Source organism: Streptomyces sp. NPDC014870, assembly GCF_043081505.1.
In the GTDB taxonomy this organism is placed as follows: Bacteria; Actinomycetota; Actinomycetes; order Streptomycetales; family Streptomycetaceae; genus Streptomyces.
The window spans coordinates 270,828-294,424 of record NZ_JBIBWQ010000007.1 but is presented as its reverse complement, the minus strand read 5'-3'; the positions used below and the strand labels follow the sequence as shown (position 1 = coordinate 294,424).

The following is a 23,597-nucleotide window of genomic DNA, read 5'->3' as shown; positions in this document are numbered from 1 at the left end:
AGGGAACTCGACGGCGGCACCTTCACGTTCGGCATCTTTGCGCCGTGCCCCCACCCCCACCTGTTCCACCCGCCTGTGACGTGTGGCACGATGCCCGCAACTCCTTCCGCGCCACCCTCACAGGAGACATCCCGCGTGCAGCACCCCGCCGTCCCGGACCTCGCGCACACCCACGCCCGGCCGGTGCACTGGCTGGCCACCGCGACCGCCATGGCCGCCGTCATCGCCGCCGCAGGCCTGCTGCAACCCGGCGCGGCCACCGCCACCTCCGCCGCCCCCGGCGGCGAACCGGCCGCCACGCGCCCCGCGCCCGACGCCGCCACGGCCGACTACCCCCTGGACTGCGGAGGGGCCCCCACCAAGGTCGCCCAGCGCGCCTCGGGCGACCTCGACGGCGACGGGAACCCCGAAACCGTCGCAGTCGTACACTGCGAAGCCGGCTCCGGCACACCCCCGCACGCCGTCTATGTCCTCACCCACGACAAGAAGGGCGACCACGCGCGCGTGGTCGCCACACTCGTCGAAGCCACCCAGCAGAAGAACGTCACCGGTCTCGCCGTGCGCGACCGCGCGGTCACCGCCACGCTGCTCGGCTACTCGTCCCCCGACGTACCCAGTTGCTGTCCCGACCAGCGGGACGACGTGAGCTGGCGCTGGCAGAGCGGAAGCTTCGTACGCACCGCCCAGGCCGACGCGCGGAGTGTGTGATCACTCACTCCGCGTCAGGGCCGTAGACCTCGACCCTGTCCGAAACCCGGCGCACGTGGATGCAGTCGCCCGGACACTCCTTGGCGGAGTCCACCACGTCCTGCAGCAGCGGCAACGGCACCGGAGTCGTCGCCCCCTCCTCCTGCAGCAGCTCGTCGTCCGCGCTCTTCACGTACGCGAGACCGTCGATGTCCAGCTCGAAGACCTCGGGAGCGTACTGCGCGCAGATCCCGTCCCCGGTGCAGAGATCCTGGTCGATCCAGACCTCCAGCGCCTCGCCGGCGCCGTCCGTCGGGGACTCGTTCTGCACCGTCATGTCTCCTGCCGTTCCTGAGCGTCGAAAAAAGATCGTTCTTCTAAGTCCGGTCACGCCTGACGGGTGTTGACCACTGACGACGATACAACCGCCCGCTTTCCGATGTTGATGGGTGGGTATTCACCTGGCGTGAGGGGAAGCGCAAGGGTGAAGATCGGACACACCCCGACAGTCTTTGTGATCTAGGGGTTTCAATCGACACCCACGCAGGTAGGGTCAGGAAGCGTCCAGCTCCCCTTGGAGGAGGTGAGGACCGTGGCAGCCCACGACGACGACATCAACCGCGGCATCCGGCCGGGGCGGGGGTCTGAAGACCCTGCCGGCCAGGTTGCCTATCTCGAGCAGGAAATCGCCGTCCTGCGCCGCAAGCTCGCCGACTCTCCGCGACACACGAGGATTCTCGAAGAGCGGATCGTCGAGCTGCAGACAAACCTGGCCGGCGTGTCCGCGCAGAACGAGCGGCTCGCGAACACACTCCGTGAGGCCCGCGACCAGATCGTGGCCCTCAAGGAGGAAGTCGACCGGCTCGCCCAGCCGCCGGCCGGCTTCGGAGTCTTCCTGCAGGCCAATGAGGACGGCACCTGCGACATCTTCACCGGGGGCCGCAAGCTCCGGGTGAACGTCAGTCCCAGCGTCGAGCTCGACGAGCTCCGGCGCGGCCAGGAAGTCATGCTCAACGAAGCGCTCAACGTGGTCGAGGCCATGGAATTCGAGCGTGCCGGGGACATCGTCACCCTCAAGGAGATCCTCGAGGACGGCGAGCGCGCCCTGGTGGTCGGGCACACCGACGAGGAACGGGTGGTCAGGCTCGCCGAGCCGCTCCTGGACATCACCATCCGTCCCGGCGACGCCCTCCTGCTCGAACCCCGCTCCGGCTACGTCTACGAGGTCGTGCCGAAGAGCGAGGTCGAGGAGCTCGTCCTCGAAGAGGTCCCCGACGTCGACTACGACAAGATCGGTGGCCTCGGCGGCCAGATCGAGATGATCCGCGACGCCGTCGAGCTCCCCTACCTCTACCCCGACCTCTTCAAGGAGCACGAGCTGCGGCCGCCGAAGGGCATCCTGCTCTACGGCCCGCCCGGCTGCGGCAAGACGCTGATCGCGAAGGCCGTCGCCAACTCCCTTGCCAAGAAGGTCGCCGAGGTGACCGGACAGCCCGCAGGGAAGTCCTACTTCCTGAACATCAAGGGCCCCGAACTCCTCAACAAGTACGTCGGCGAGACAGAGCGGCACATCCGCCTCGTCTTCCAGCGTGCCCGGGAGAAGGCGAGCGAGGGCACCCCCGTCATCGTCTTCTTCGACGAGATGGAATCCCTCTTCCGCACCCGCGGATCCGGAGTCAGCTCGGACGTCGAGAACACGATCGTCCCCCAGCTGCTCGCCGAGATCGACGGTGTCGAAGGCCTGGAGAACGTCATCGTCATCGGCGCCTCCAACCGCGAGGACATGATCGACCCGGCGATCCTCCGGCCCGGCCGGCTCGACGTCAAGATCAAGATCGAGCGCCCGGACGCGGAAGCCGCCAAGGACATCTTCGCGAAGTACCTCACCGCCACCCTGCCGCTGCACTCCGACGACCTCTCGGAGCACCAGGGCTCCAAGGAGGCCGCGGCCCACGGCATGATCCAGTCCGTGGTCGAGCAGATGTACGCCGAAACCGAGGAGAACCGCTTCCTCGAGGTCACGTACGCCAACGGTGACAAGGAAGTCCTGTACTTCAAGGACTTCAACTCCGGAGCGATGATCCAGAACATCGTCGACCGGGCCAAGAAGATGGCCATCAAGGCCTTCCTCGACCACAACCAGAAGGGCATCCGCGTCTCCCACCTCCTCCAGGCCTGCGTGGACGAGTTCAAGGAGAACGAGGACCTGCCCAACACCACCAACCCCGACGACTGGGCCCGGATCTCCGGCAAGAAGGGCGAGCGGATCGTCTTCATCCGCACCCTCGTCACCGGAAAGCAGGGCGCGGACACCGGACGCTCCATCGACACGGTGGCCAACACCGGTCAGTACCTGTAGGTCGCACACCGGCTGCGGAGGTCCGGACCCTCGGACCTCCGCAGCCGGCCGCTTTTCCCCGCGACTCACCGCGGGAATGACGCAATCGATCTCCCCACCGGCGCGGAGTCGCTCTAGGCTCGTCGGTACTCGCAGCGCCGCACCCGATGGGGAGCGCCGCCGGGCAAGGAGGGCCGCATGACCGTACGGCGAGTAATGGGCATCGAGACGGAGTACGGGATCTCCGTTCCGGGCCACCCCAACGCCAATGCCATGCTCACCTCGTCCCAGATCGTCAACGCCTACGCGGCGGCGATGCACCGGGCGCGCCGCGCCCGCTGGGACTTCGAGGAGGAGAACCCGCTGCGGGACGCCCGCGGCTTCGACCTCGCCCGTGAGGCCGCCGACTCCAGCCAGCTCACCGACGAGGACATCGGCCTGGCCAACGTGATCCTCACCAACGGAGCCAGGCTCTACGTCGACCACGCCCACCCCGAGTACAGCGCTCCCGAGGTCACCAACCCCCGCGACGCCGTGCTCTGGGACAAGGCCGGCGAGCGGATCATGGCCGAGGCCGCCGAGCGGGCCGCCCAGCTCCCCGGCGCCCAGCCCATCCACCTGTACAAGAACAACACCGACAACAAGGGCGCCTCCTACGGCACGCACGAGAACTACCTGATGAAGCGGGAGACGCCCTTCTCGGACATCGTCCGCCACCTCACGCCGTTCTTCGTCTCCCGCCAGGTCGTCACCGGCGCCGGGCGCGTCGGCATCGGCCAGGACGGCCGTGAGCACGGCTTCCAGATCAGCCAGCGCGCCGACTACTTCGAGGTCGAGGTCGGCCTGGAGACCACCCTCAAGCGGCCCATCATCAACACCCGCGACGAGCCGCACGCCGACGCCGAGAAGTACCGCCGCCTGCACGTGATCATCGGCGACGCCAACCTCTCGGAGATCTCCACCTACCTCAAGCTGGGCACGACCGCCCTGGTCCTGTCGATGATCGAGGACTCCTTCATCAACGTCGACCTCGCCGTCGACCAGCCCGTCCGCACCCTCCACCAGGTCTCCCACGACCCCGGACTCCAGCACCTCGTCACGCTCCGCAGCGGCCGCACACTCACCGCGGTCCAGCTCCAGATGGAGTACTTCGAGCTGGCCAGGAAGTACGTGGAGGAGCGCTACGGCGTGGACGCCGACGAGCAGACCAAGGACGTCCTGATCCGCTGGGAGGACACCCTCAACCGGCTCGAGAACGACCCGATGAGCCTCGCCGGCGAACTGGACTGGATCGCCAAGCGGGAACTCATGGAGGGCTACCGGCGCCGCGACGGCCTCGACTGGGACGCCGCCCGCCTCCACCTCGTGGACCTCCAGTACGCGGACGTACGCCCCGAGAAGGGCCTGTACAACCGCCTGGTGGCCCGGGGACGCATGAAGCGGCTCCTGGACGAACCCGAGGTCGAGCGGGCCGAGACGAAGCCCCCTGAGGACACCAGGGCCTACTTCCGGGGGCGCTGCCTGGAGCAGTACGCCGACGACGTGGCCGCCGCGTCCTGGGACTCGGTCATCTTCGACCTCCCGGGCCGCGACTCCCTCCAGCGCGTACCCACCCTGGAGCCCCTGCGCGGCACCAGGAACCACGTCAAGGAACTCCTGGACCGCTGCAGGACCGCGGAGGAACTGGTCCGCGTCCTTTCCGGCGGCTGAGGCGCGCCTGAAATGCCCGGGCACTGGGAATCATGGGACTAGTGCCCGGACGTTGTACCAAACTGCGGGGCCGAAGTCAGACCTGGCTTGTAGGGTCTGATCTTGAGAGACCCAACCGAGCGGGCCGATTCGAGCGGGGTGAGGGATATGGCGACCAAGGACACCGGCGGCGGACAGCAGAAGGCGACGCGTTCCACGGAGGAGGTCGAGGAGACGACCGCGGAGGCGAGCTCTGACCTCAAGGAACGCCAGGAGAAGCTCAGCGACGACGTGGACTCCGTCCTGGACGAGATCGACGACGTCCTTGAGGAGAACGCCGAGGACTTCGTGCGGTCCTTCGTGCAAAAGGGTGGCCAGTAAGGTCGCTTGACCTTCAGATCGAAGGTGGGGGCGGGTGCTGAAAGGTCACTGGACGGGTGCGGACCGCTGTGGTCCGCACCGTCCGGTCTCCTGGGTCACTCCGGGTGCCGGCACGGCCGGCCGCTGTCCCCGAAGCCGATGTGGATCACCGTCACGAGCCGGGTAGGGTCCGTGACGTACCGTGCTTCAACTGCAATGCGGCCAAGGCCATCGGGCTGCCGGGGGACGACCCCGGCGGTCCGCGTCGGGCCATCTCAATACTTGGAGGGACACGCGTGGAAGCCAACACTCGTAGCACCGGGCGTCTACCAGCGGCCTTCCTGACGCCGGGGTCGTCCTCGTTCCTGGACTTCCTGTCCGCCCACTCGCCCGAGCTGCTCCCGGGGAACCGGAAGCTGCCGGAGGGTGTCGTGGAGGCGCCGCACGGCACGACGATCGTCGCGGTCACGTTCCCGGACGGTGTCGTGCTCGCCGGTGACCGGCGAGCGACCATGGGGAACATGATCGCGCAGCGCGACATCGAGAAGGTGTTCCCTGCCGACGAGTACTCGGCGGTGGGCATCGCGGGCACGGCCGGTCTCGCCGTCGAGATGGTCAAGCTGTTCCAGCTGGAGCTGGAGCACTTCGAGAAGGTCGAGGGCGCGACGCTCTCCCTGGAGGGCAAGGCGAACCGCCTGTCCACGATGATCCGCGGGAATCTCGGCATGGCCATGCAGGGCCTGGCCGTGGTGCCGCTGTTCGCCGGCTGGGACGAGGGCAAGGAGAGGGGCCGGATCTTCTCCTACGACGTGACCGGTGGCCGCTCCGAGGAGCACGGCTTCGCCGCGACGGGCTCCGGTTCGGTCTTCGCCCGGGGCTCCATGAAGAAGCTGTACCGACCGGATCTGACGGAGGAGCAGGCGACGACGCTCGTCGTGCAGGCTCTCTACGACGCCGCCGACGACGACTCGGCGACCGGCGGGCCCGACCTGTACCGGCACATCTATCCCATCGTCACCGTCATCACCGACGAGGGTTTCCGCAGGCTGACCGAGGACGAGTCCTCGGCGCTGGCCCGCACGGTCACCGATCGGCGCCTGGAGCAGCCCGACGGTCCGCGCGCGGCTCTGCTCTGACCCCTCGTCGTCCGTAGATCCCCAGAAGAAAGGGACGGGTAGCCGGTGTCGACTCCGTTCTATGTCTCACCCCAGCAGGCCATGGCCGACCGGGCGGAGTACGCCCGCAAGGGCATCGCCCGCGGCCGCAGTCTGGTCGTCCTGCAGTACACCGACGGCATCGTCTTCGTCGGCGAGAACCCGTCCCGGGCGCTGCACAAGTTCAGCGAGATCTATGACCGGATCGGGTTCGCGGCGGCCGGCAAGTACAACGAGTACGAGAACCTCCGGATCGGCGGCGTGCGCTACGCCGACCTCCGGGGCTACACCTACGACCGGGACGACGTGACGGCCCGGGGCCTGGCGAACGTGTACGCGCAGACGCTGGGCACGATCTTCTCCAGTGCGGGCGAGAAGCCGTACGAGGTGGAGCTGGTCGTGGCCGAGGTGGGCGCGGAGCCCGAGGGCGACCAGATCTACCGGCTGCCGCACGACGGGTCGATCGTGGACGAGCACGGCTCGGTCGCGGTCGGCGGCAACGCCGAGCAGATCAGCGGCTTCCTGGACCAGCGGCACCGCGACGGGATGTCCCTCGCCGAGGCGCTGAAGCTGGCCGTGCAGGCGCTGTCGCGGGACACCAACGGCAGTGAGCGGGAGATTCCCGCGGAGCGGCTCGAGGTGGCGGTCCTGGACCGTACGCGTCCGCAGCAGCGCAAGTTCAAGCGGATCGTGGGCCGTCAGCTGGTGCGTCTGCTCGAGGCGGACAACGCGGCGATCACGAAGACGGACGAGCCGTCGGACGAGATCGCGGAGGACTCGGAGGAGTAGTCCCGCCGCGAACGCTTCATGAAGGCCCCGGTCCATCGCGGTGGACCGGGGCCTTCGTCGTGCCCGCTCAGGCGGGGGCGGGGCCGGAGGAGTCGCGGGGCATGAGCGTGACGGGCAGGTCGCCGGGTTCGGGGGTGCGGCCGGCGAGGACGGCGAGGAGCGCGTCCATGCCGCGCTCGCCGATCTGCTCGGCCGGAAGCCGGACGGTGCTGAGTTCCGGTTCGACGGCGGTGGCGAGGGCGAGGTCGTCGAACCCGGTGACGGAGACTTCCTCGGGGACCCGCAGTCCGAGGCGGCGCGCGGCCTTGCAGGCACCGGCGGCGAGGATGTCGTCGTCGCAGATGAGGGCCGTGGGGCGGGGGCCGGGGCCGGTGAGGGCGCCCTCGGCGGCGGCGCGGGCGCCGTCGACGTCGAGGGGCGCGCGGACGGTGCGCACGTCGACGCCTCGGAGGGCTTCGGCGAGGGCCGCCGCGCGGACGTCGAAGGTCCAGGACGGCACGGCCGAGGCGAGGTGGACGAAGCGGTGGTGGCCGTGGCCGAGCAGGTGGGCGGTGACCTGGCGCATGCCGTCGGCGATGTCGAGGTTGACGTGGGCCGCGGCGCCGGCGTCGGACGGGTCGCTGTCGAGCATGACGAGCGGCAGGTCGGTGCCGTGGAAGGCCTTGAGGGCGTCGGTCGCCATGGAGGAGGCGATGATGCCGTCCAGGGCGGCCCGGGCCGAGGCGAAGGGGTCCCTGGCGGGGCCGACGCCGTCGGGGGAGGGGTAGAGGACGACGCCGAAGCCGTGGCGGGCGGCGACGGTGGCGGCGCCGGTGTAGACGCGGGCGAAGAACTCGTTGGTGAGGGCGGGCACGACGAGGAGCGCGGTGCGCGTGTGCCCGAGGCGGAGGTTCCGGGCGGCGAGATTCGGCCGGTACCCGAGCGTGCGTGCGGCCTCGCGCACCGCGTCGGCGGTGCGCTCGGAGACCCTGCCGCGCCACTTGTCGCCGAGCACGAGGGAGACGGTGGCCTGTGACACCCCGGCGGTGCGCGCGACGTCCCGGCTGGTGGGCCTGGCCGGTCCGGGGGAGTCTGGGGTCTGCACTGGTGCCTCCGTGAGAGGTGGTCGCCGTTCGCGGGGGTGGACCCGCGGGTTGCGGCCATGGTACGTATGACGCCTGCAGTTATACGTAAAACCTCGGGGGTGGGTACCGGGGGAGAGGAGACGGACATGGCCACGGAGGCCAAGGAGAGCGGCGGCTATCTCGACATACTCAGGGCACCGCACGCCCTGCGACTGCTCACCGGCACCCTGGTCGGCCGGCTCCCCAACGGCACCGGGCCCATCGCCCTCGTGCTCTTCGTCCGTTCCGAGGGCGGCAGCTTCAGCCTGGCGGGCGGCCTCACCGCCGCGTACGGCATCGCGACCGCCATCGGCCAGCCCTTGCTCGGCCGGGCCGTCGACCTCAAGGGCCAGCCGCGGGTCCAGCTGCCCGCCGCGCTGATCTCCGCCCTCGGCATGATCGTCCTGGCCGTGGCCGGAATCAGCCCCCTCGTGCTCGCCTACGCGGCGGTCGTCGTCGCCGGCCTGTTCACCCCGCCCCTCGAAGGCGGGCTGCGCGCCCTGTGGCCGAGCGTCCTGGGCCGTGAGGACCGGGTCCACCGCGCGTACGCCCTGGACGCGGTGGCCCAGGAGGTCATGTTCACCGTCGGGCCGCTCCTGGTGACGCTGTTCGTGGCCCTGTGGTCGCCGGCCGCGGCGCTGCTGGTCATCAACGTCCTGGGCGTCCTCGGAGCCCTGTCCGTCGTCCTGTCCGAGCCCTCGCGCACGTGGCGGTCGGCGCACCGGGAGGCGCACTGGCTGGGCGCGCTGCGCTCGCCGGGCCTGCTGGCGCTGCTGGGCTCGTTCTTCTTCGTCGGGCTCGCCCTCGGCTCGATCACCGTCTCGGCCCTCGCCTACGCCGACGAGCGCGGTCATGCGGCGGCGTACGGCTGGCTGATGGCCGCGCTGGGCCTCGGCGCGCTGATCGGTGGCGTCGCCTACGGCGCCCGCCAGTGGTCGGGTGCTCCCGAGCGCCGGCTGACGGTCATCGTCGGCCTGCTGGCCCTCGGCTATCTGCCCCTCATGCTCACGCCCGGTGTGCTGCCGATGACGGCCCTCACCGCGCTCTCGGGCGTCTTCCTCGCCCCGGCGCTCGCCTGCGGCTTCATCGTGGTCGACCGGCACGCGCCCACCGGTACCGTCACCGAGGCCTTCTCCTGGCTCGTCACGACCTTCGGCGTGGGAGCCGCACTCGGCTCCGCCGTCGCGGGACCGGCGGTCGAACTGGCCGGGACGACCGCGGGCTTCGCCGTCGCGGGCGGCGGCGGTCTGGTGGCCCTCCTGGTGCTCCTGGCGACCGGCCGGGTGCTGCGGGTGCCGGGCCGCACCGTGCGACACGCCGCCGGCGCGGGCGCCGATGACGCCGGACACGCCGAAAGGAACGCGCACTCATCGGAAAATGATCGAAACGGGGTTGTCGAACCCGGTTTCAGCACAGGCCGTCAGGCGTAATGTTCAGACATGGACCGCCGCATTTTCGGGCTGGAGAACGAGTACGGCGTCACGTGCACGTTCAGGGGACAGCGCCGACTGTCACCTGACGAAGTGGCGCGCTACCTCTTCCGCCGTGTCGTGTCATGGGGCCGCAGCAGCAATGTCTTCCTGCGGAACGGCGCCCGCCTGTACCTGGACGTGGGTTCGCATCCGGAATACGCAACACCCGAATGCGACAACGTGACCGAACTGGTCACGCACGACAAGGCAGGCGAGCGCATTCTCGAAGGTCTGCTCGTCGACGCCGAACGCCGCCTGCACGAGGAGGGAATCGCCGGCGACGTCTATCTCTTCAAGAACAACACCGACTCGGCCGGAAACTCCTACGGCTGCCACGAGAACTATCTGGTGGCCAGGCACGGGGAGTTCTCGCGGCTCGCGGACATCCTCATTCCCTTCCTGGTCACCCGGCAGCTGATCTGCGGCGCCGGAAAGGTGCTCCAGACGCCGCGGGGCGCCGTCTACTGCGTCTCGCAGCGCGCCGAGCACATCTGGGAGGGCGTCAGCTCTGCGACGACCCGTTCCCGACCCATCATCAACACCCGTGACGAGCCGCACGCGGACGCCGAGCGCTACCGCCGACTGCACGTCATCGTCGGCGACTCGAACATGTCCGAGACGACGATGCTGCTGAAGGTCGGGGCGACCGACCTCGTGCTGCGCATGATCGAGGCGGGCACGGTGATGCGCGATCTGACGCTGGAGAACCCGATCCGGGCGATCCGCGAGGTCAGTCACGACATCACCGGCCAGCGCAAGGTCCGGCTCGCCAGCGGCCGTGAGGCCTCCGCTCTAGAGGTCCAGCGGGAGTACTACGAGAAGGCCGCCGACTTCGTCGACCGCCGCGGCATCCGTACGGGCACGGTCGCCCAGGTCCTGGAGCTGTGGGGCCGTACGCTCGACGCGATCGAGGCCGAGGACCTGGACCGGATCGGTACCGAGATCGACTGGGTCATGAAGTACAAGCTCATCGAGCGGTACCGGGCGAAGAACAACATGACCATGTCGCACCCCCGGGTCGCGCAGATAGACCTCGCGTACCACGACATCCACCGCCGCCGGGGGCTGTACTACCTCCTGGAGCGGAAGGGGCAGGCCGCCCGGATCTGCAACGACCTGAAGATCTTCGAGGGCAAGTCGGTGCCCCCGCAGACCACCCGGGCGCGGTTGCGCGGCGACTTCATCCGCCGCGCGCAGGAGCAGCGGCGGGACTTCACCGTCGACTGGGTCCACCTCAAGCTCAACGATCAGGCGCAGCGCACCGTGTTGTGCAAGGACCCGTTCCGGTCGGTCGACGACCGGGTCGAAAAGCTGATCGCCGGAATGTAGGACGACGCTGTACGAAGTGCCAGGGCCCCGTGCGCATGACGTGCGGGGCCCTTGGCCTGCCCGGGCGGTCCCCTAGGGCCTTTCGTTCGGATCATGCCGGGCTCGCGGGCTCCGGTGCCGCGCCTCGCCGCGTTGTCGTCAGTCCCCAACGCTCCGCGTTGACTCCCTCCTCCGCCTTGCGATCCACGGCACCGGAGCCCGCTCCCTGATCCGGCCTGATCCAAACGAAAGGCCCTAGAGTGTCGGGCAACTACTGTGCCGTCTGAGATCTGAGGAACACGTGCGCCGACTTGCCGGCCTACTGGTCGTCCCACTGCTGCTGCTGTCGACAGCGGCGTGCGGCAGCGACGACAAGGGCTCCGATAACGCCTCGATGAAGAACGGACTGCCCGCCATCACCGCGGGTGAGAAGTTCGGGGAGAAGCCCACCCTCGCCAAGGGTGAGGGCGAACCGCCGAAGGAACTCAAGGTCAATGTGATCAGTGAGGGCGACGGCGCGGTCACGAAGAAGGGCGACGCGATCCAGGTGAACTACCTGGGCCAGGCCTGGGACTCCACCACGCCGTTCGACAACAGCTTCGACCGCGGGCAGCCCTTCGACCTGACGCTCGGCGCCGGCCAGGTCATCAAGGGCTGGGACCAGGGCCTGGAGGGCCAGAAGGTCGGCAGCCGCATCGAGATCGGCATTCCGCCGGAGCTCGGTTACGGCGACCAGGGCCAGGGCGACATCAAGCCGAACGCCACCCTCGTCTTCGTCGTGGACATCCTGAAGGCGACGACGATCCCGAAGTCCGCCGAGGGCACCGAGGTCGCCCAGGACAACAAGGACCTGCCCAAGGTCGGTACGAACACCGACGGCAAGGCCCCCTCGCTGACCGTGCCGAAGGTCGACCCGCCGACCAAGCTGGTCTCGAACTACATCCTGGAGTCGAAGGGCGCGACCGTCGCCGCCACCGACACGGTCGTGGTGAACTACGTCGCCGCGCTGTGGAAGGACGGCAAGGTCTTCGACTCGACGTACCAGACGGGCAAGCCGGCGAACTTCCCGCTGGCCCAGCTGACCCTGAAGGGTCTCAAGGACGGTCTCACCGGCAAGAAGGTCGGCAGCCGCGTCCTGATCGTCGCTCCGCCGTCCGAGGCGTTCGGCGACAAGGAACAGCAGGGCATCCCGAAGAACTCCACGCTGGTGTTCGCCGTCGACATTCTGGCGAAGATGTAAGACTGTCCCCGTCGCGCAGTTCACCGTTGCGCGGTTGCTGAGTTCTGAGGAGCACACTGCAGTGAGCATCGAGAAGCCCGAGGTCGACTTCCCCGGCGGCGAGCCGCCGAAGGACCTGGAGATCAAGGACATCTGGGAGGGCGACGGCGAGGTGGCCGAGGCCGGCGACGCCGTCCAGGTCCACTACGTGGGTGTGGCCTTCTCCACCGGTGAGGAGTTCGACGCCTCCTGGAACCGCGGCAGCGCGCTGGGCTTCCAGCTCGGTGTCGGCCAGGTCATCGCGGGCTGGGACCAGGGTGTGCAGGGCATGAAGGTCGGCGGCCGCCGCCAGCTGGTCATCCCCGCCCACCTCGCCTACGGCGACCGTGGCGCGGGCAGCGCGATCGCCCCCGGCGAGACGCTGATCTTCGTCTGCGACCTGGTCGGCGTCAAGAAGCGCTGAATCCGATCGGTTCGGCGTACGCGCTGACCGGATCTGCTCGAACGAGGGCCCGTGCCTGTCCAGGCGCGGGCCCTCGGCTTTTGCCACGACACCCCGGGGCGGTACGGTCGGATGTCCCCGAAGTCAATCCGGCAGAAGAGGTGCAGGGCGTCGATGGCGATTGCCAAGGCCGAGCGGCTGATGAATCTGGCCCTCTGTCTGCTCGGGACCCGCAGACCGCTCAGCAAGCGCGAGCTGCGCGGCTCCATCGAGGCCTACATGGAAGCCGGAACGGACGACTCCTTCAACCGGATGTTCGAGCGGGACAAGGACGATCTGCGCGAACTCGGCCTGGTCATCGAGACCGTCGAGAACCTGGAGGGCGAGACCGGCTATCTGGCCCGCCGCGACTCCAACCGTCTGCCGCCCATCACCCTGGACGCCGAGGAGGCCGCGGCGCTCGGTCTGGCCGCCAAGGTCTGGCAGCAGGCGAGGCTCGCCGGAGCCGCCAGCGGTGCCCTGCAGAAGCTCCGCGCCGCCGGCATGCCCGAGGCCGAGGACGCGTACGACGCCCAGCACAGCGCCCTCGAACCGCGCATCCCCGTGCACGAGGCGGCCTTCGAGCCCCTGATGCTCGCCTGCCGCGACCGCCGCCCGGTCGTCTTCGACTACCGCAAGGCGACGGCGGCCCGCCCGGAGACCCGGCAGGTCGAGCCGTGGACCCTGGAGTGCTGGCGCGGTCACTGGTATCTCGCGGGCTGGGACCGCGACCGGGGCGCCGAGCGCGTCTTCCGGCTCTCCCGCATCACCGGCAAGGTCCGCTCCCGGGCAGGCGCCTTCACCGCGCCCGTGCCCGACGTCGTCACCGTCCGGGAGACCGTGGAGAGCTGGGCGGGGGAGACCGCCACCCGGTCCGCCCGCATCCGGCTGCGCGCCGGCAGCGGCTACCCGCTGCGGGCCCGCGCCCAGTCCGTGCGGGAGGGTACCGACGGCTGGGACGAGCTGGAGATTCCGTACGGGCACGGCCTGGACGCCTGGCTCGTGGAGTTCGGTCCCGATGTCGTCGTCATCGAGCCCGCGGACCTGCGGGCCGACGTGGTGGACCGGCTGCGCGCCGTGGCCAAGGGCTGAAGGGGAGACGTACGGCATGGCTGCGAACGCGATCGACCAGACGAGGCGGATGCTCTCCCTCGTCACCTACCTCCGCGAGCGTCCGGGGGCGCACGTCGCCGACGTGGCGCGCGCCTTCGGGATCACCGAGGACGAGCTGATCTCGGACCTCGACGTGCTGCCGATGTGCGGCACGAGCTTCCGCGGTGGCGACCTGCTCGACATCGACACCGACGGTGACCGGATCTGGTGGCACAACCCGGACGACGTCGCGGAGCCGCTGCGGCTCGCCGCCGACGAGGCGACGGCCCTGCTGGTCGCCGCGCGGGCCGTGGCGACTCTGCCCGGGCTGCGGGAGGGCGACCGGGAGGCCCTGCTGCGGGCCACCGCGAAGCTGGAGACGGCGGCCGGCGAGGTCGCCGGGGCGAGCGCGCGGCTCTCGGTGACCTTCGAGTCCGAGGGCGGGGTCTTCGCGGAGGTGGACCGCGCGATCTCGGAGCGCAGGCGGCTGTGGGTGCGGTACTACTCGCCCGCCCGCGACGAGCTGACCGAGCGCGAGGTGGACCCGATCCGGCTGTTCGCCGTCGGGCACACGTACATGGAGGCGTGGTGCCGGCTCTCGGAGGCGCGCCGCACCTTCCGTCTGGACCGGGTCGCCGAGATCCGGATCCTGGACGAGCACTCCGCGCCGCCGGAGATCGAGCTGCGGGACCTGTCGGAGGGGCTTGTGCAGCCGTCCGCCGAGGACCCCGAGGTCGTCGTCGAGGTGGGTCCCGGCGGCCGCTGGGTCGCCGAGTACTACCCGCACGACCGGGCCGACGAGCTGCCCGACGGGGGCCTGCGGATCACGCTGCGGACGCCCGCACCGGCCTCGCTGCGCAGACTGGCGCTGCGGCTGGGGAGCGACGGTCGGATCGTGGCTCCGCAGGAGCTCGCCGACAGCGCGCGGGAGGCGGCGGCCGCGGCGCTCGCGGCCTACGAGAGCCAGGCGTGAGGCACGGCAGGTCCACGGGACAGGGGAGAGGGATGAGGGAAATGTCCGTGATGCACGGAATGACTGCTTCGATCGCGCCGGTCTTCTTCAAGGCCGCCTGCCCCGAGTGCCGTGCCCGCTTCGAGCTCTCGGCGGGCTCCCTGCGGCTGGCCATCGGAGCCAGCAGCCGTACGACCTTCTACTCGTTCACCTGTCCCGAGTGCGGCAGCTCCGTCCGCAAGCCCGCCGGCGAGCGGATCGTCGAGCTCCTCACCGGAGGCGGCGTCCGCACACTGCGCCTGCACTCCACCGTCTGACGCCCCGACAGGCGCCGACCCTCTAGGGCCTCCCGTTTGGATCATGCCGGGCTCGCGGGGTCTGGCACCGCGCCTCGCCGCGTTGTCGTCAGTCCCCAACGCTCCGCGTTGACTCCCTCCTCCGCCTTGCGATCCACGGCACCGGACCCCGCTCCCTGATCCGGCCTGATCCAAACGAAAGGCCCTAGGCTCACCCCATGTTCTGGCCCATGCTCGCCATCGCCCTCGGATTCCTCGGCATCGCCGTCCTCGGCGTCCTCGGCATCAAGGTCTTCATCGAAGCCCAGCGGCTCGGCCGCCAGGTGACCCACACCACGGAGCGCATCAACCGCGCCGCCGAGGAGCTGGAGCGGGCCGCCGCGGACCTCACCCGGACCGGCGGGGCGCTGCGCTAGCGCGCGTCCAGGCCCCCCGAGGGGAGGCCGGTAGCGCTCTCCTCGTGCGGAGCGGCGCGGGGTACGCTCGTGAGCGCGGCCCTGATCAAGAGGTGCGGGCCGCAAACGGGTGTACGCACGGGGATTGCCCTGCGTTTACTCGTGCGCGTTACGATCGCTGACGGTCGGGGTTCGGGCACCAGTCCGGGCGGCGACCGCAAGCCCCATCCCAGCCGCCTCGATGAGAAGGTAGACCACGCTTATGTTCCGTCAGATCGGTCCTCTCGAGATCAGCCTGATCCTCCTTGTCATCGTGCTCCTCTTCGGCGCCAAGAAGCTCCCCGAGATGGCCCGTTCCCTCGGCAAGTCGGCGCGCATCCTCAAGAGCGAGGCCAAGGCGATGAAGAGCGAGGGCGGCCAGCAGCCCGCCCCCGCCGACCCGCCGGCCGAGCAGCCCGCCGCGCAGCGCACCATCAAGGCCGCGCCCGGCGACGTCACCTCCGCCCGCCCCGTGACCGAGCCCTCGGACACCACGCAGCGCTGACCCCGTTCGACCCCAAGGCCGCCTGATACCGGCCTGCCGCACGAGATGAGGACGTGGGTTGCTCAAGCCTGCCCGCACGAAGAAGGAGAAGGACCCCGAGGGGCGGATGCCACTCGTGGAGCATCTGCGCGAGCTGCGCAACCGCGTCGCCAAGGCGATGCTCGCGGTCATCGTGACCTCGGTCGTGGCCGCGTTCTTCAGCCAGCAGCTGATGGACTTCCTCTCCTCGCCCGTTCCGAAGTGCCCGCCCGGCACCTCGATCGCCGACAACACCGGCGGGCGCTGCGTCGTCATCGCGTACCAGACAGTGCTGTCCCCCTTCACCTCGACGGTGAAGGTGATCATGCTGGCAGGTGTGATCGCCGCCTCCCCGGTCTGGCTCTACCAGCTGTGGGCGTTCGTCGCGCCCGGCCTGCACAAGAGTGAGAAGCGGTACACGTACTACTTCGCGGCCGTCGCCGTGCCGCTCTTCGCCGCCGGCGCCTACGTCGCGTACCTGATCATGCCCGTCAGCGTGAAGGTACTGATCAGCATCACGCCCGACGTCGCCTCGAACTTCGTCTCGCTCGACGACATCCTCGACTTCACCACGCGCATGGTGCTCGTCTTCGGGCTCGCCTTCGAACTGCCCCTGCTGCTGATCATGCTCAACATCGCCGGAGTCGTGACCGGCAGGCGCATGGCCGGCTGGTGGCGCGGCGTGATCATGGGTGTCTTCGTCTTCGGCGCGGTCGCCACCCCGTCGACCGACCCCTTCGGCATGATCGCCCTCTCCGGGCCGATCATCGTCCTCTACTTCATCGCGGTCGGCATCTCGATGCTCAACGACCGACGCAGGGCCCGCAACAACCCGGACGCCGAGCTGGACGACGACGAGGCCTCCAGCCTCGACCTCACGCCTCAGGCCGTCGGAGCCGTCGAGCCCGTCGGCGCGGCCCGCGCGCTGCCCGAGCAGTCCGGCGGCGAGACCGACGGCGGCAGGGCCCTCAGGCCCGGCAGTTACGACGACGTCACCTGATCTTGTAGGGTCCTCCCCCCAGACTCCGTCCGGGGGGACACCCATGACCAGCGAGATCACCCTCTTCGTCAATCCCACCGCGGGACGCGGCCGGGGCGCGCACGCCGCGCAGCCGGCCGCCCGCGCGCTCCGGGACGCCGGATTCTCCGTCCGAACCGTCCTCGGCGCCGACGCGGAGGACGCCCTGCGGCGCGCCCGTGAGGCCGTCGCGGGCGGCACCGGCGCTCTGGTCGCCGTCGGCGGGGACGGCCTTGTCTCGCTCGCGCTCCAGGCCCTGGCGGGCACCCGTACCCCGCTCGGGGTGGTGGCGGTCGGCACCGGCAACGACTTCGCCCGGTCCCTGGGCCTGCCCGTCCGCGCACCGTCGGCCGCCGGGCGGCTCGCCGCCGAGCTGCTCAAGGGCGGCGGCGGGCGCGACATCGACCTCGGCAGGGTCGGCGACCGCTGGTTCGGCACGGTCCTCGCCGCCGGCTTCGACTCGCGCGTCAACGACCGCGGCAACCGCATGCGGCTGCCCGTCGGGCGGTTCAAGTACGACCTGGCCATGATCGCCGAGCTGGCCGCCTTCCGGCCCACCCCGTTCCGCCTCGGCTTCGACGACGGCACCGAGCGGGAGATCGAGGCGACCCTGGTGGCCGTCGGCAACGGGACCTCGTACGGCGGCGGGATGCGGATCTGCGCCGACGCCCGCATGGACGACGGCCTCTTCGACGTCACCGTCGTCGGGGACTGCAGCCGCACGACGCTGATCAAGGTCTTCCCCCGGGTCTACCGCGGCACCCACCTCGACCACCCGGCCGTCACCGTGCACCGCGTCCGCACGCTCACCCTGGACGCCCCCGGCATCACGGGATACGCCGACGGCGAGCCGCTCGGACCGCTGCCGCTCACCGCCGCGTGCGTACCGGGGGCGCTGCGGGTCCTGGCGCCGCCGAGCCCGTGAGGGGCCCGGATCCGCGGTCCTCCGGGCCCTGATCCGAGGTCCCTCCTGCCCTGATCCGCGCTCCCTCATTAAAGATCGCGTCACTGTCAGAGGTGGCGGGTAGGCTCGACAGCAAGATGACAGAGGACCTCACACCAGCCGAAGCGTACGCAGCTGCTCGCGCCCGCAACGCCGAGCAGGCGACGGCGCTGGCCCCCTTCCGCGAGATGTACGAGTTCGGTCTGGACCCCTTCCAGATCGAGGCGTGCAAGGCCCTCGAAGAGGGCAAGGGCGTGCTCGTCGCCGCGCCCACGGGCTCCGGCAAGACCATCGTCGGCGAGTTCGCCGTCCACCTCGCCCTGCTCCAGGGGCGCAAGTGCTTCTACACGACACCGATCAAGGCGCTGTCGAACCAGAAGTACGCCGACCTCGTGAAGCGTTACGGCGCCGCCAAGGTCGGCCTCCTCACCGGTGACAACAGCGTCAACGGAGACGCCCCGGTCATCGTCATGACCACCGAGGTCCTCCGCAACATGCTGTACGCCGGGTCGCAGGCGCTCAGCGGCCTCGGATACGTGGTCATGGACGAGGTGCACTACCTCTCCGACCGGTTCCGCGGCGCCGTCTGGGAGGAAGTGATCATCCACCTCCCCGAGTCGGTGACGCTGGTCTCACTCTCCGCGACGGTCTCCAACGCGGAGGAGTTCGGCGACTGGCTCGACACCGTGCGGGGCGACACCGAGGTCATCGTCTCCGAGAGCCGTCCCGTGCCGCTCTGGCAGCACGTCCTGGCCGGGCGCCGGATGTACGACCTCTTCGAGGAGGAGACCGACCACGGCGGCCGAGGCGCGTCCCGCCGCGAGGTCAACCCCGACCTGCTGCGGCTGGCCCGCACGGAGAACTCCCGTACGTACAACCCGCGTGAGCGGCGGCGCGGCAAGATGATCCGCGAGGCCGACCGGGAGCGCGAGCGCCGCCAGCGCTCCCGCATCTGGACGCCCGGACGGCCCGAGGTCATCGAACGCCTCGACGCCGAGGGGCTCCTGCCCGCCATCACCTTCATCTTCAGCCGGGCCGGCTGCGAGGCCGCCGTCCAGCAGTGCCTCTACGCAGGACTGCGGCTCAACAACGACGAGGCGCGGCAGCGCGTCCGTGAGATCGTCGAGGAGCGCACCGCCGCGATCCCCTCCGAGGACCTGCACGTCCTCGGGTACTACGAGTGGCTGGAAGGCCTGGAGCGCGGCATCGCCGCCCACCACGCCGGCATGCTGCCGACCTTCAAGGAGGTCGTCGAGGAGCTGTTCGTCCGCGGCCTGGTGAAGGCGGTCTTCGCGACCGAGACCCTCGCGCTCGGCATCAACATGCCCGCCAGGTCCGTGGTCCTGGAGAAGCTCGTCAAGTGGAACGGCGAGCAGCACGCCGACATCACCCCCGGCGAGTACACCCAGCTCACCGGCCGTGCCGGGCGGCGCGGCATCGACGTCGAGGGGCACGCCGTCGTCCTGTGGCAGCGGGGCCTGGACCCCGGCCACCTGGCCGGCCTCGCGGGCACCCGCACCTACCCGCTCCGCTCCAGCTTCAAGCCCTCGTACAACATGGCGGTCAACCTGGTCGACCAGTTCGGGAGCCACCGTTCGCGCGAGCTCCTGGAGACCTCGTTCGCGCAGTTCCAGGCGGACCGGTCGGTCGTCGGCATCTCGCGCCAGGTGCAGAAGAACGAGGAGGGCCTCGAGGGCTACCGCGAGGGCATGACCTGCCACCTCGGAGACTTCGAGGAGTACGCGCGGCTGCGCCGCGACCTCAAGGACCGTGAGACCGAACTGGCCAAGCAGGGCGCCGCGCAGCGCCGTGCGGCGGCCGCCGCGTCCCTGGAGAAGCTGAAGCCGGGTGACGTCATCCACGTGCCCACGGGTAAGTTCGCCGGGCTCGCCCTCGTCCTGGACCCGGGGATCCCGGCAGGGCGGACCAACGGCCACCGCGGCTTCGAGCACCACGACGGGCCCCGCCCGCTCGTGCTCACCGCGGAGCGGCAGGTCAAGCGGCTCGCGTCGATCGACTTCCCGGTCCCGGTGGAGGCGATGGAGCGGCTGAGGATCCCCAAGTCCTTCAACCCCCGCTCCCCGCAGTCCCGTCGGGACCTCGCCTCCGCGCTGCGGAGCAAGGCCGGGCACCTGAACCCCGACCGGCAGCGCAAGCAGCGTTCCACAGCGGCCGACGACCGCGAGATCAACCGGCTCCGCACCGAGCTGCGGGCCCACCCCTGCCACGGCTGCGACGAGCGCGAGGACCACGCCCGTTGGGCCGAGCGCTACCACCGGCTGCAGCGGGACACGCGGCAGCTGGAGCGGCGCATCGAGGGCCGGACGAACACCATCGCCCGCACCTTCGACCGGATCGTCGCGCTCCTCACCGAGCTCGACTATCTGCGCGGCGACGACGTCACCGACAACGGCAAGCGGCTCGCCCGGCTCTACGGCGAGCTCGACCTGCTGGCCAGCGAGTGCCTGCGCGACCGGGTCTGGGAGGGCCTGACCCCGCCCGAACTGGCGGCGTGCGTCTCGGCGTTGGTGTTCGAGGCCCGGCAGTCCGACGACGCCGTGGCGCCGAAGCTGCCCACCGGGAACGCGAAGGCCGCGCTGGGCGAGATGGTGCGGATCTGGGGGCGGCTCGACGCCCTGGAGGAAGAGTTCAAGATCAATCAGGCGGAGGGTGTCGGCCAGCGCGAACCCGATCTGGGCTTCGCCTGGGCGGCGTACCAGTGGGCCTCCGACAAGGGGCTCGACGAGGTCCTGCGGGAGGCCGAGATGCCCGCCGGTGACTTCGTGCGCTGGTGCAAGCAGGTCATCGACGTCCTCGGACAGATCGCGGCCGCCGCGCCCAAGGAGAACAGCACGGTGGCCAAGAACGCCCGCAAGGCGGTCGACTCGCTGCTGCGGGGTGTGGTGGCGTACAGCTCGGTGGGCTGACGCATCCTCAAGTGGCCCGTGGGGGCCCGTGGTTGACGCCGGATCGGTGCGGCCGCGGGCCTTCGGTCTGTGGGGCGGGGCAGGTTGTCCGGGTCTCGCGGGTGTTGTCCACAGGGCGTTGTCCACAGGGGTGGCGGAGTGTCGGACGTCTCCGATTCCATGGATGTCGACACCGCATCACACCGGGCAACACCGCTGGGAGGGGACGCACGTGACCACGCAAGCCGGTTCGGCCGCCGTCGACGAGACGGGAGACGACGAGACGTCCGACGACGAGACGTCCGGCGACGGGCACAAGACCGTGCCGGGGCCACGGGGCGTTCCGCTGCTGGGGAACCTGCCGGAGTTCGGCAAGGACCCGCTCGCGTTCTTCGAGCGGCTGCGCGAGCGCGGAGACTTCGTCAGCTGGCGGTTCGGGAGGGGGCCCGCGCTCTTCATCGCCCACCCCGACGCCATCGGTGAACTCCTCACCGAGGTGGAACACACTTTCGACCAGCCCGACCTCGGCATCGCGTTCCGCACCGTGATGGGGAACGGCGTGGTCGTCGCCAAGGGCGCGGAGTGGCGGCGCAAGCGCTCCCTCGTGCAGCCGTCGGTCCGGCCCAAGCAGGTCCGGTCCTACGCCGCCACCATGGCCGAGTGCGCCATCGCCCTGGCCGACCGGTGGAGCGACGGGGAGCGGATCGACATCAAGAAGGAGATGGCGGCGCTGACCCAGTTGATCGCCGTCCGCACCATCTTCGGTGTCGACACCGCGGCCGACGCCGAGGCCATCGGCCGGGCCATGGACGTCGCGCAGAAGGAGATCGGCGCCGAATTCAGCGGGATCGGCGCCCTGTTGCCCGACTGGGTGCCCACGCCCGGCCGGGCCCGCATCAAGCGGGCCGCGGCTGTCATCGACGCCGAGGTGGGCCGTGTCGTCGCCCGCCATCGCGGCGGCGACACCGAGCGGCCCGACCTGCTGAGCCGGCTCCTCGCAGCCCAGGACGAGACCGGCACGCACCTCTCGGATCAGGAGATCCGCGACGAGACCGTGACGCTGTACATCGGCGGACACGAGACCACCAGCTCCACCCTCGTCTGGGCCTGGCAGCTGCTCTCCCACAACCCCCGCGTGCGGGACGCACTCGGCGACGAGCTCGACCGGGTCCTCGGCGACCGCGAGCCGGGGTTCGAGGACTACGCCCGGCTGCCGTACACCCAAGCCGTGGTGAAGGAGACGCTCCGGCTCTACCCGACGATCTGGCTCCTGACCGGTGTCGCCCGGGACGGCGCGAGCCTCGGCGGGCGGGCGATCCCGGCCGGCACGCGGGTGTGGTCCAGCCAGTGGGCCACCCATCGGGACGGGCGCTGGTTCGCCGAGCCGGAGGAGTTCCGCCCGGAGCGCTGGGGCGCGGTGGAGGGCGAGCCCGCCCAGGAGATACCGGAGTACGCCTGGTTCCCCTTCGGCGGCGGGCCCCGGGCCTGTCTCGGCACCCGCTTCGCGATGGTCGAGGCCGTCCTGATCCTCGCCGTCCTCGCCCGGCGGTTCCGGCTCGACCTGGACCTCGGGGCGGGGGAGATACGCCCGGTACCGAGCCTGACCCTCCAGCCCGACCGGGACGTCCTCGCCACGGTCCGCGCCCGCCCGTGAGATGGGAGACGATTCCGGTATGAAGATCAGTGCGCGAGGGCTCAACCGGTCCACGCTGGCCCGGCAGTCGCTGCTGCGGCGGGAGCGGCTCGGCGCAGCCGAAGCGGTACGGAAGGCGGTCGCGCTGCAGGCCCAGCAGCCGGCCTCCCCCTACCTCGCGCTGTGGAACCGGACCGCCGGTTTCGACCCCGCCGAGCTGGACGAGGCCTTCGCCCGGGGGACGGTCCTCAAGTCGACGCTCATGCGGGTCACCCTGCACGCCGTCCACGTCGACGACTTCCGTACGTTCCGCGAGGCCGTGCACCCGCTGCTGAGGGGGGCCAGGATCGGCGACGCGCGCTTCGCCGCATCCGGCCTGACCGCCGAGGACGCGGATCGGCTCGTCCCGGAGCTGCTGGCCTTCGCCGACAGGCCACGGACGGGTGCGGAGTACGAGGCGTGGATCCAGGAACGGGCGGGGGCCGCGCCGAAGTCCGGCGCGTGGTGGGCGCTGCGGCACTACACGCCCCTGGTGCACGCGCCCACCGCGCGACCGTGGTCCTTCGGGGAGCGCCCCTGGTACGTGGCGCCCCCCGACCCGCCGGGGCCGGCCGCGCCGGAGGCGTCCGACGCCGCCCTGCGGACGCTCCTCCTGCGCTATCTGGAGGGCTTCGGGCCCGCGTCCGCGCCGGACATGGCGCAGTTCGCTCTGGTCCAACGGGCCCGTGTGAGAAGGGTGCTGGCGACGCTGGCTGACGAGCTCGACCGAGGGGAGGGCCCGGACGGCGAGGAGTTGTTCGACCTGCCGGGCGCGCCCCGCCCGGACGAGGACACCCCCGCCCCGCCACGGCTGATGGCGATGTGGGACAGCACCCTGCTGGCCTACGCCGACCGGTCGCGGATCATCCCGCCCGCCTACCGCGCGGAGGTGATCCGCAGGAACGGAGACGTGCTGCCAACCCTGCTGGTCGACGGCTACGTCGCCGGCGTGTGGCGGCCGACCGACGGGGGTGTCGAGGCGACCGCGTTCCACGACCTGCCGGACGAGGTCTGGGAAGGCCTCTCCGAGGAGGCCCGGGCGTTGACGGCCTTCCTCGCCGACCGCGACCCCCGCGTCTACCGCCGATACGACCACTGGTGGAAGAAGCTCACGGGCGGTGAGGTCCGGCTGCTGCCCGGGGCATGAGGTGCCCGGGCCGA

At 70.3% G+C, this 23,597-nt stretch carries 22 protein-coding genes and 1 pseudogene; 21 read left to right on the top strand and 2 right to left on the bottom strand.

Annotated elements, in window-relative coordinates; all coding sequences use genetic code 11:
- Positions 1–135 precede the first annotated feature (135 nt).
- On the top strand, positions 136–708 hold the full coding sequence (locus tag ACF09C_RS21720) for a hypothetical protein (protein WP_392093404.1): 573 nt from the start codon (positions 136–138) through the stop codon (positions 706–708).
- 4 nt (positions 709–712) lie between these two features.
- Here the strand turns inward: ACF09C_RS21720 and ACF09C_RS21715 are convergent, their stop codons facing one another.
- Positions 713–1,024 (bottom strand): ferredoxin, encoded by a 312-nt coding sequence (locus ACF09C_RS21715; RefSeq protein WP_392093402.1) that lies wholly within the window; start codon positions 1,022–1,024, stop codon positions 713–715.
- A 255-nt stretch (positions 1,025–1,279) separates the two neighbouring features.
- On the opposite strand from ACF09C_RS21715, the gene arc reads away from it, so the two are divergent.
- The 6 genes and pseudogenes from arc to prcA all read left to right on the top strand — a co-directional run bounded on the left by arc (position 1,280) and on the right by prcA (position 7,017).
- Positions 1,280–3,046, top strand: coding sequence for a proteasome ATPase (gene arc, locus ACF09C_RS21710; RefSeq protein ID WP_362421124.1), 1,767 nt, complete (start codon positions 1,280–1,282; stop codon positions 3,044–3,046).
- A gap of 177 nt (positions 3,047–3,223) precedes the next feature.
- Positions 3,224–4,735: a depupylase/deamidase Dop gene (dop, locus tag ACF09C_RS21705; protein ID WP_392093400.1), complete on the top strand. Its 1,512-nt coding sequence runs from the start codon at positions 3,224–3,226 to the stop codon at positions 4,733–4,735.
- A gap of 147 nt (positions 4,736–4,882) precedes the next feature.
- Positions 4,883–5,095 carry a ubiquitin-like protein Pup gene (locus ACF09C_RS21700; RefSeq protein ID WP_175439096.1) on the top strand — a complete coding sequence of 71 codons (213 nt, stop codon included), beginning with the start codon at positions 4,883–4,885 and terminating at the stop codon, positions 5,093–5,095.
- A 56-nt stretch (positions 5,096–5,151) separates the two neighbouring features.
- Positions 5,152–5,292: pseudogene (locus ACF09C_RS21695) on the top strand (endonuclease domain-containing protein); the annotation flags it as partial.
- A gap of 78 nt (positions 5,293–5,370) precedes the next feature.
- Positions 5,371–6,210 (top strand): proteasome subunit beta, encoded by an 840-nt coding sequence (gene prcB, locus ACF09C_RS21690; protein ID WP_392093679.1) that lies wholly within the window; start codon positions 5,371–5,373, stop codon positions 6,208–6,210.
- A gap of 45 nt (positions 6,211–6,255) precedes the next feature.
- Positions 6,256–7,017: a proteasome subunit alpha gene (prcA, locus tag ACF09C_RS21685; RefSeq protein WP_392093398.1), complete on the top strand. Its 762-nt coding sequence runs from the start codon at positions 6,256–6,258 to the stop codon at positions 7,015–7,017.
- 67 nt (positions 7,018–7,084) lie between these two features.
- On the opposite strand, the gene ACF09C_RS21680 is transcribed toward prcA, so the two are convergent.
- Positions 7,085–8,101 (bottom strand): LacI family DNA-binding transcriptional regulator, encoded by a 1,017-nt coding sequence (locus tag ACF09C_RS21680; RefSeq protein ID WP_392093396.1) that lies wholly within the window; start codon positions 8,099–8,101, stop codon positions 7,085–7,087.
- A 126-nt stretch (positions 8,102–8,227) separates the two neighbouring features.
- Between ACF09C_RS21680 and ACF09C_RS21675 the strand changes: the two genes are divergently transcribed.
- The 14 genes from ACF09C_RS21675 to ACF09C_RS21610 all read left to right on the top strand — a co-directional run bounded on the left by ACF09C_RS21675 (position 8,228) and on the right by ACF09C_RS21610 (position 23,583).
- Positions 8,228–9,550 (top strand): MFS transporter, encoded by a 1,323-nt coding sequence (locus ACF09C_RS21675; RefSeq protein WP_392093394.1) that lies wholly within the window; start codon positions 8,228–8,230, stop codon positions 9,548–9,550.
- Positions 9,551–9,559: 9 nt separating this feature from the next.
- On the top strand, positions 9,560–10,921 hold the full coding sequence (pafA, locus tag ACF09C_RS21670; RefSeq protein ID WP_137990376.1) for a Pup--protein ligase: 1,362 nt from the start codon (positions 9,560–9,562) through the stop codon (positions 10,919–10,921).
- A gap of 280 nt (positions 10,922–11,201) precedes the next feature.
- Positions 11,202–12,140 (top strand): FKBP-type peptidyl-prolyl cis-trans isomerase, encoded by a 939-nt coding sequence (locus ACF09C_RS21665; protein WP_392093392.1) that lies wholly within the window; start codon positions 11,202–11,204, stop codon positions 12,138–12,140.
- A 61-nt stretch (positions 12,141–12,201) separates the two neighbouring features.
- A complete protein-coding gene (locus ACF09C_RS21660; protein ID WP_362421103.1) occupies positions 12,202–12,582 on the top strand; it encodes an FKBP-type peptidyl-prolyl cis-trans isomerase in 381 nt (126 codons plus the stop codon).
- Positions 12,583–12,735: 153 nt separating this feature from the next.
- Complete coding sequence (locus ACF09C_RS21655) at positions 12,736–13,692, top strand: helix-turn-helix transcriptional regulator (RefSeq protein WP_392093390.1); 957 nt, start codon at positions 12,736–12,738, stop codon at positions 13,690–13,692.
- Positions 13,693–13,708: 16 nt separating this feature from the next.
- The gene (locus ACF09C_RS21650; RefSeq protein ID WP_392093388.1) at positions 13,709–14,665 is read left to right on the top strand and encodes a helix-turn-helix transcriptional regulator; all 957 of its coding nucleotides are present in this window, start codon (positions 13,709–13,711) and stop codon (positions 14,663–14,665) included.
- A gap of 32 nt (positions 14,666–14,697) precedes the next feature.
- Positions 14,698–14,961 (top strand): hypothetical protein, encoded by a 264-nt coding sequence (locus ACF09C_RS21645; protein ID WP_392093386.1) that lies wholly within the window; start codon positions 14,698–14,700, stop codon positions 14,959–14,961.
- Positions 14,962–15,158: 197 nt separating this feature from the next.
- On the top strand, positions 15,159–15,356 hold the full coding sequence (locus tag ACF09C_RS21640; protein ID WP_362421091.1) for a hypothetical protein: 198 nt from the start codon (positions 15,159–15,161) through the stop codon (positions 15,354–15,356).
- Positions 15,357–15,597: 241 nt separating this feature from the next.
- Complete coding sequence (gene tatA / locus ACF09C_RS21635) at positions 15,598–15,879, top strand: Sec-independent protein translocase subunit TatA (RefSeq protein WP_362004492.1); 282 nt, start codon at positions 15,598–15,600, stop codon at positions 15,877–15,879.
- A 106-nt stretch (positions 15,880–15,985) separates the two neighbouring features.
- On the top strand, positions 15,986–16,897 hold the full coding sequence (gene tatC / locus ACF09C_RS21630; RefSeq protein WP_392093677.1) for a twin-arginine translocase subunit TatC: 912 nt from the start codon (positions 15,986–15,988) through the stop codon (positions 16,895–16,897).
- Between the two features lie 43 nt (positions 16,898–16,940).
- Positions 16,941–17,840 carry a diacylglycerol kinase gene (locus ACF09C_RS21625; RefSeq protein WP_392093385.1) on the top strand — a complete coding sequence of 300 codons (900 nt, stop codon included), beginning with the start codon at positions 16,941–16,943 and terminating at the stop codon, positions 17,838–17,840.
- A 116-nt stretch (positions 17,841–17,956) separates the two neighbouring features.
- The gene (locus ACF09C_RS21620; RefSeq protein WP_392093384.1) at positions 17,957–20,785 is read left to right on the top strand and encodes a DEAD/DEAH box helicase; all 2,829 of its coding nucleotides are present in this window, start codon (positions 17,957–17,959) and stop codon (positions 20,783–20,785) included.
- Positions 20,786–21,086: 301 nt separating this feature from the next.
- Complete coding sequence (locus ACF09C_RS21615) at positions 21,087–22,418, top strand: cytochrome P450 (protein ID WP_392093675.1); 1,332 nt, start codon at positions 21,087–21,089, stop codon at positions 22,416–22,418.
- Positions 22,419–22,437: 19 nt separating this feature from the next.
- Entirely contained in the window at positions 22,438–23,583 is a 1,146-nt protein-coding gene (locus tag ACF09C_RS21610) for a winged helix DNA-binding domain-containing protein (protein WP_392093382.1), read from the top strand.
- Positions 23,584–23,597: the final 14 nt, after the last annotated feature.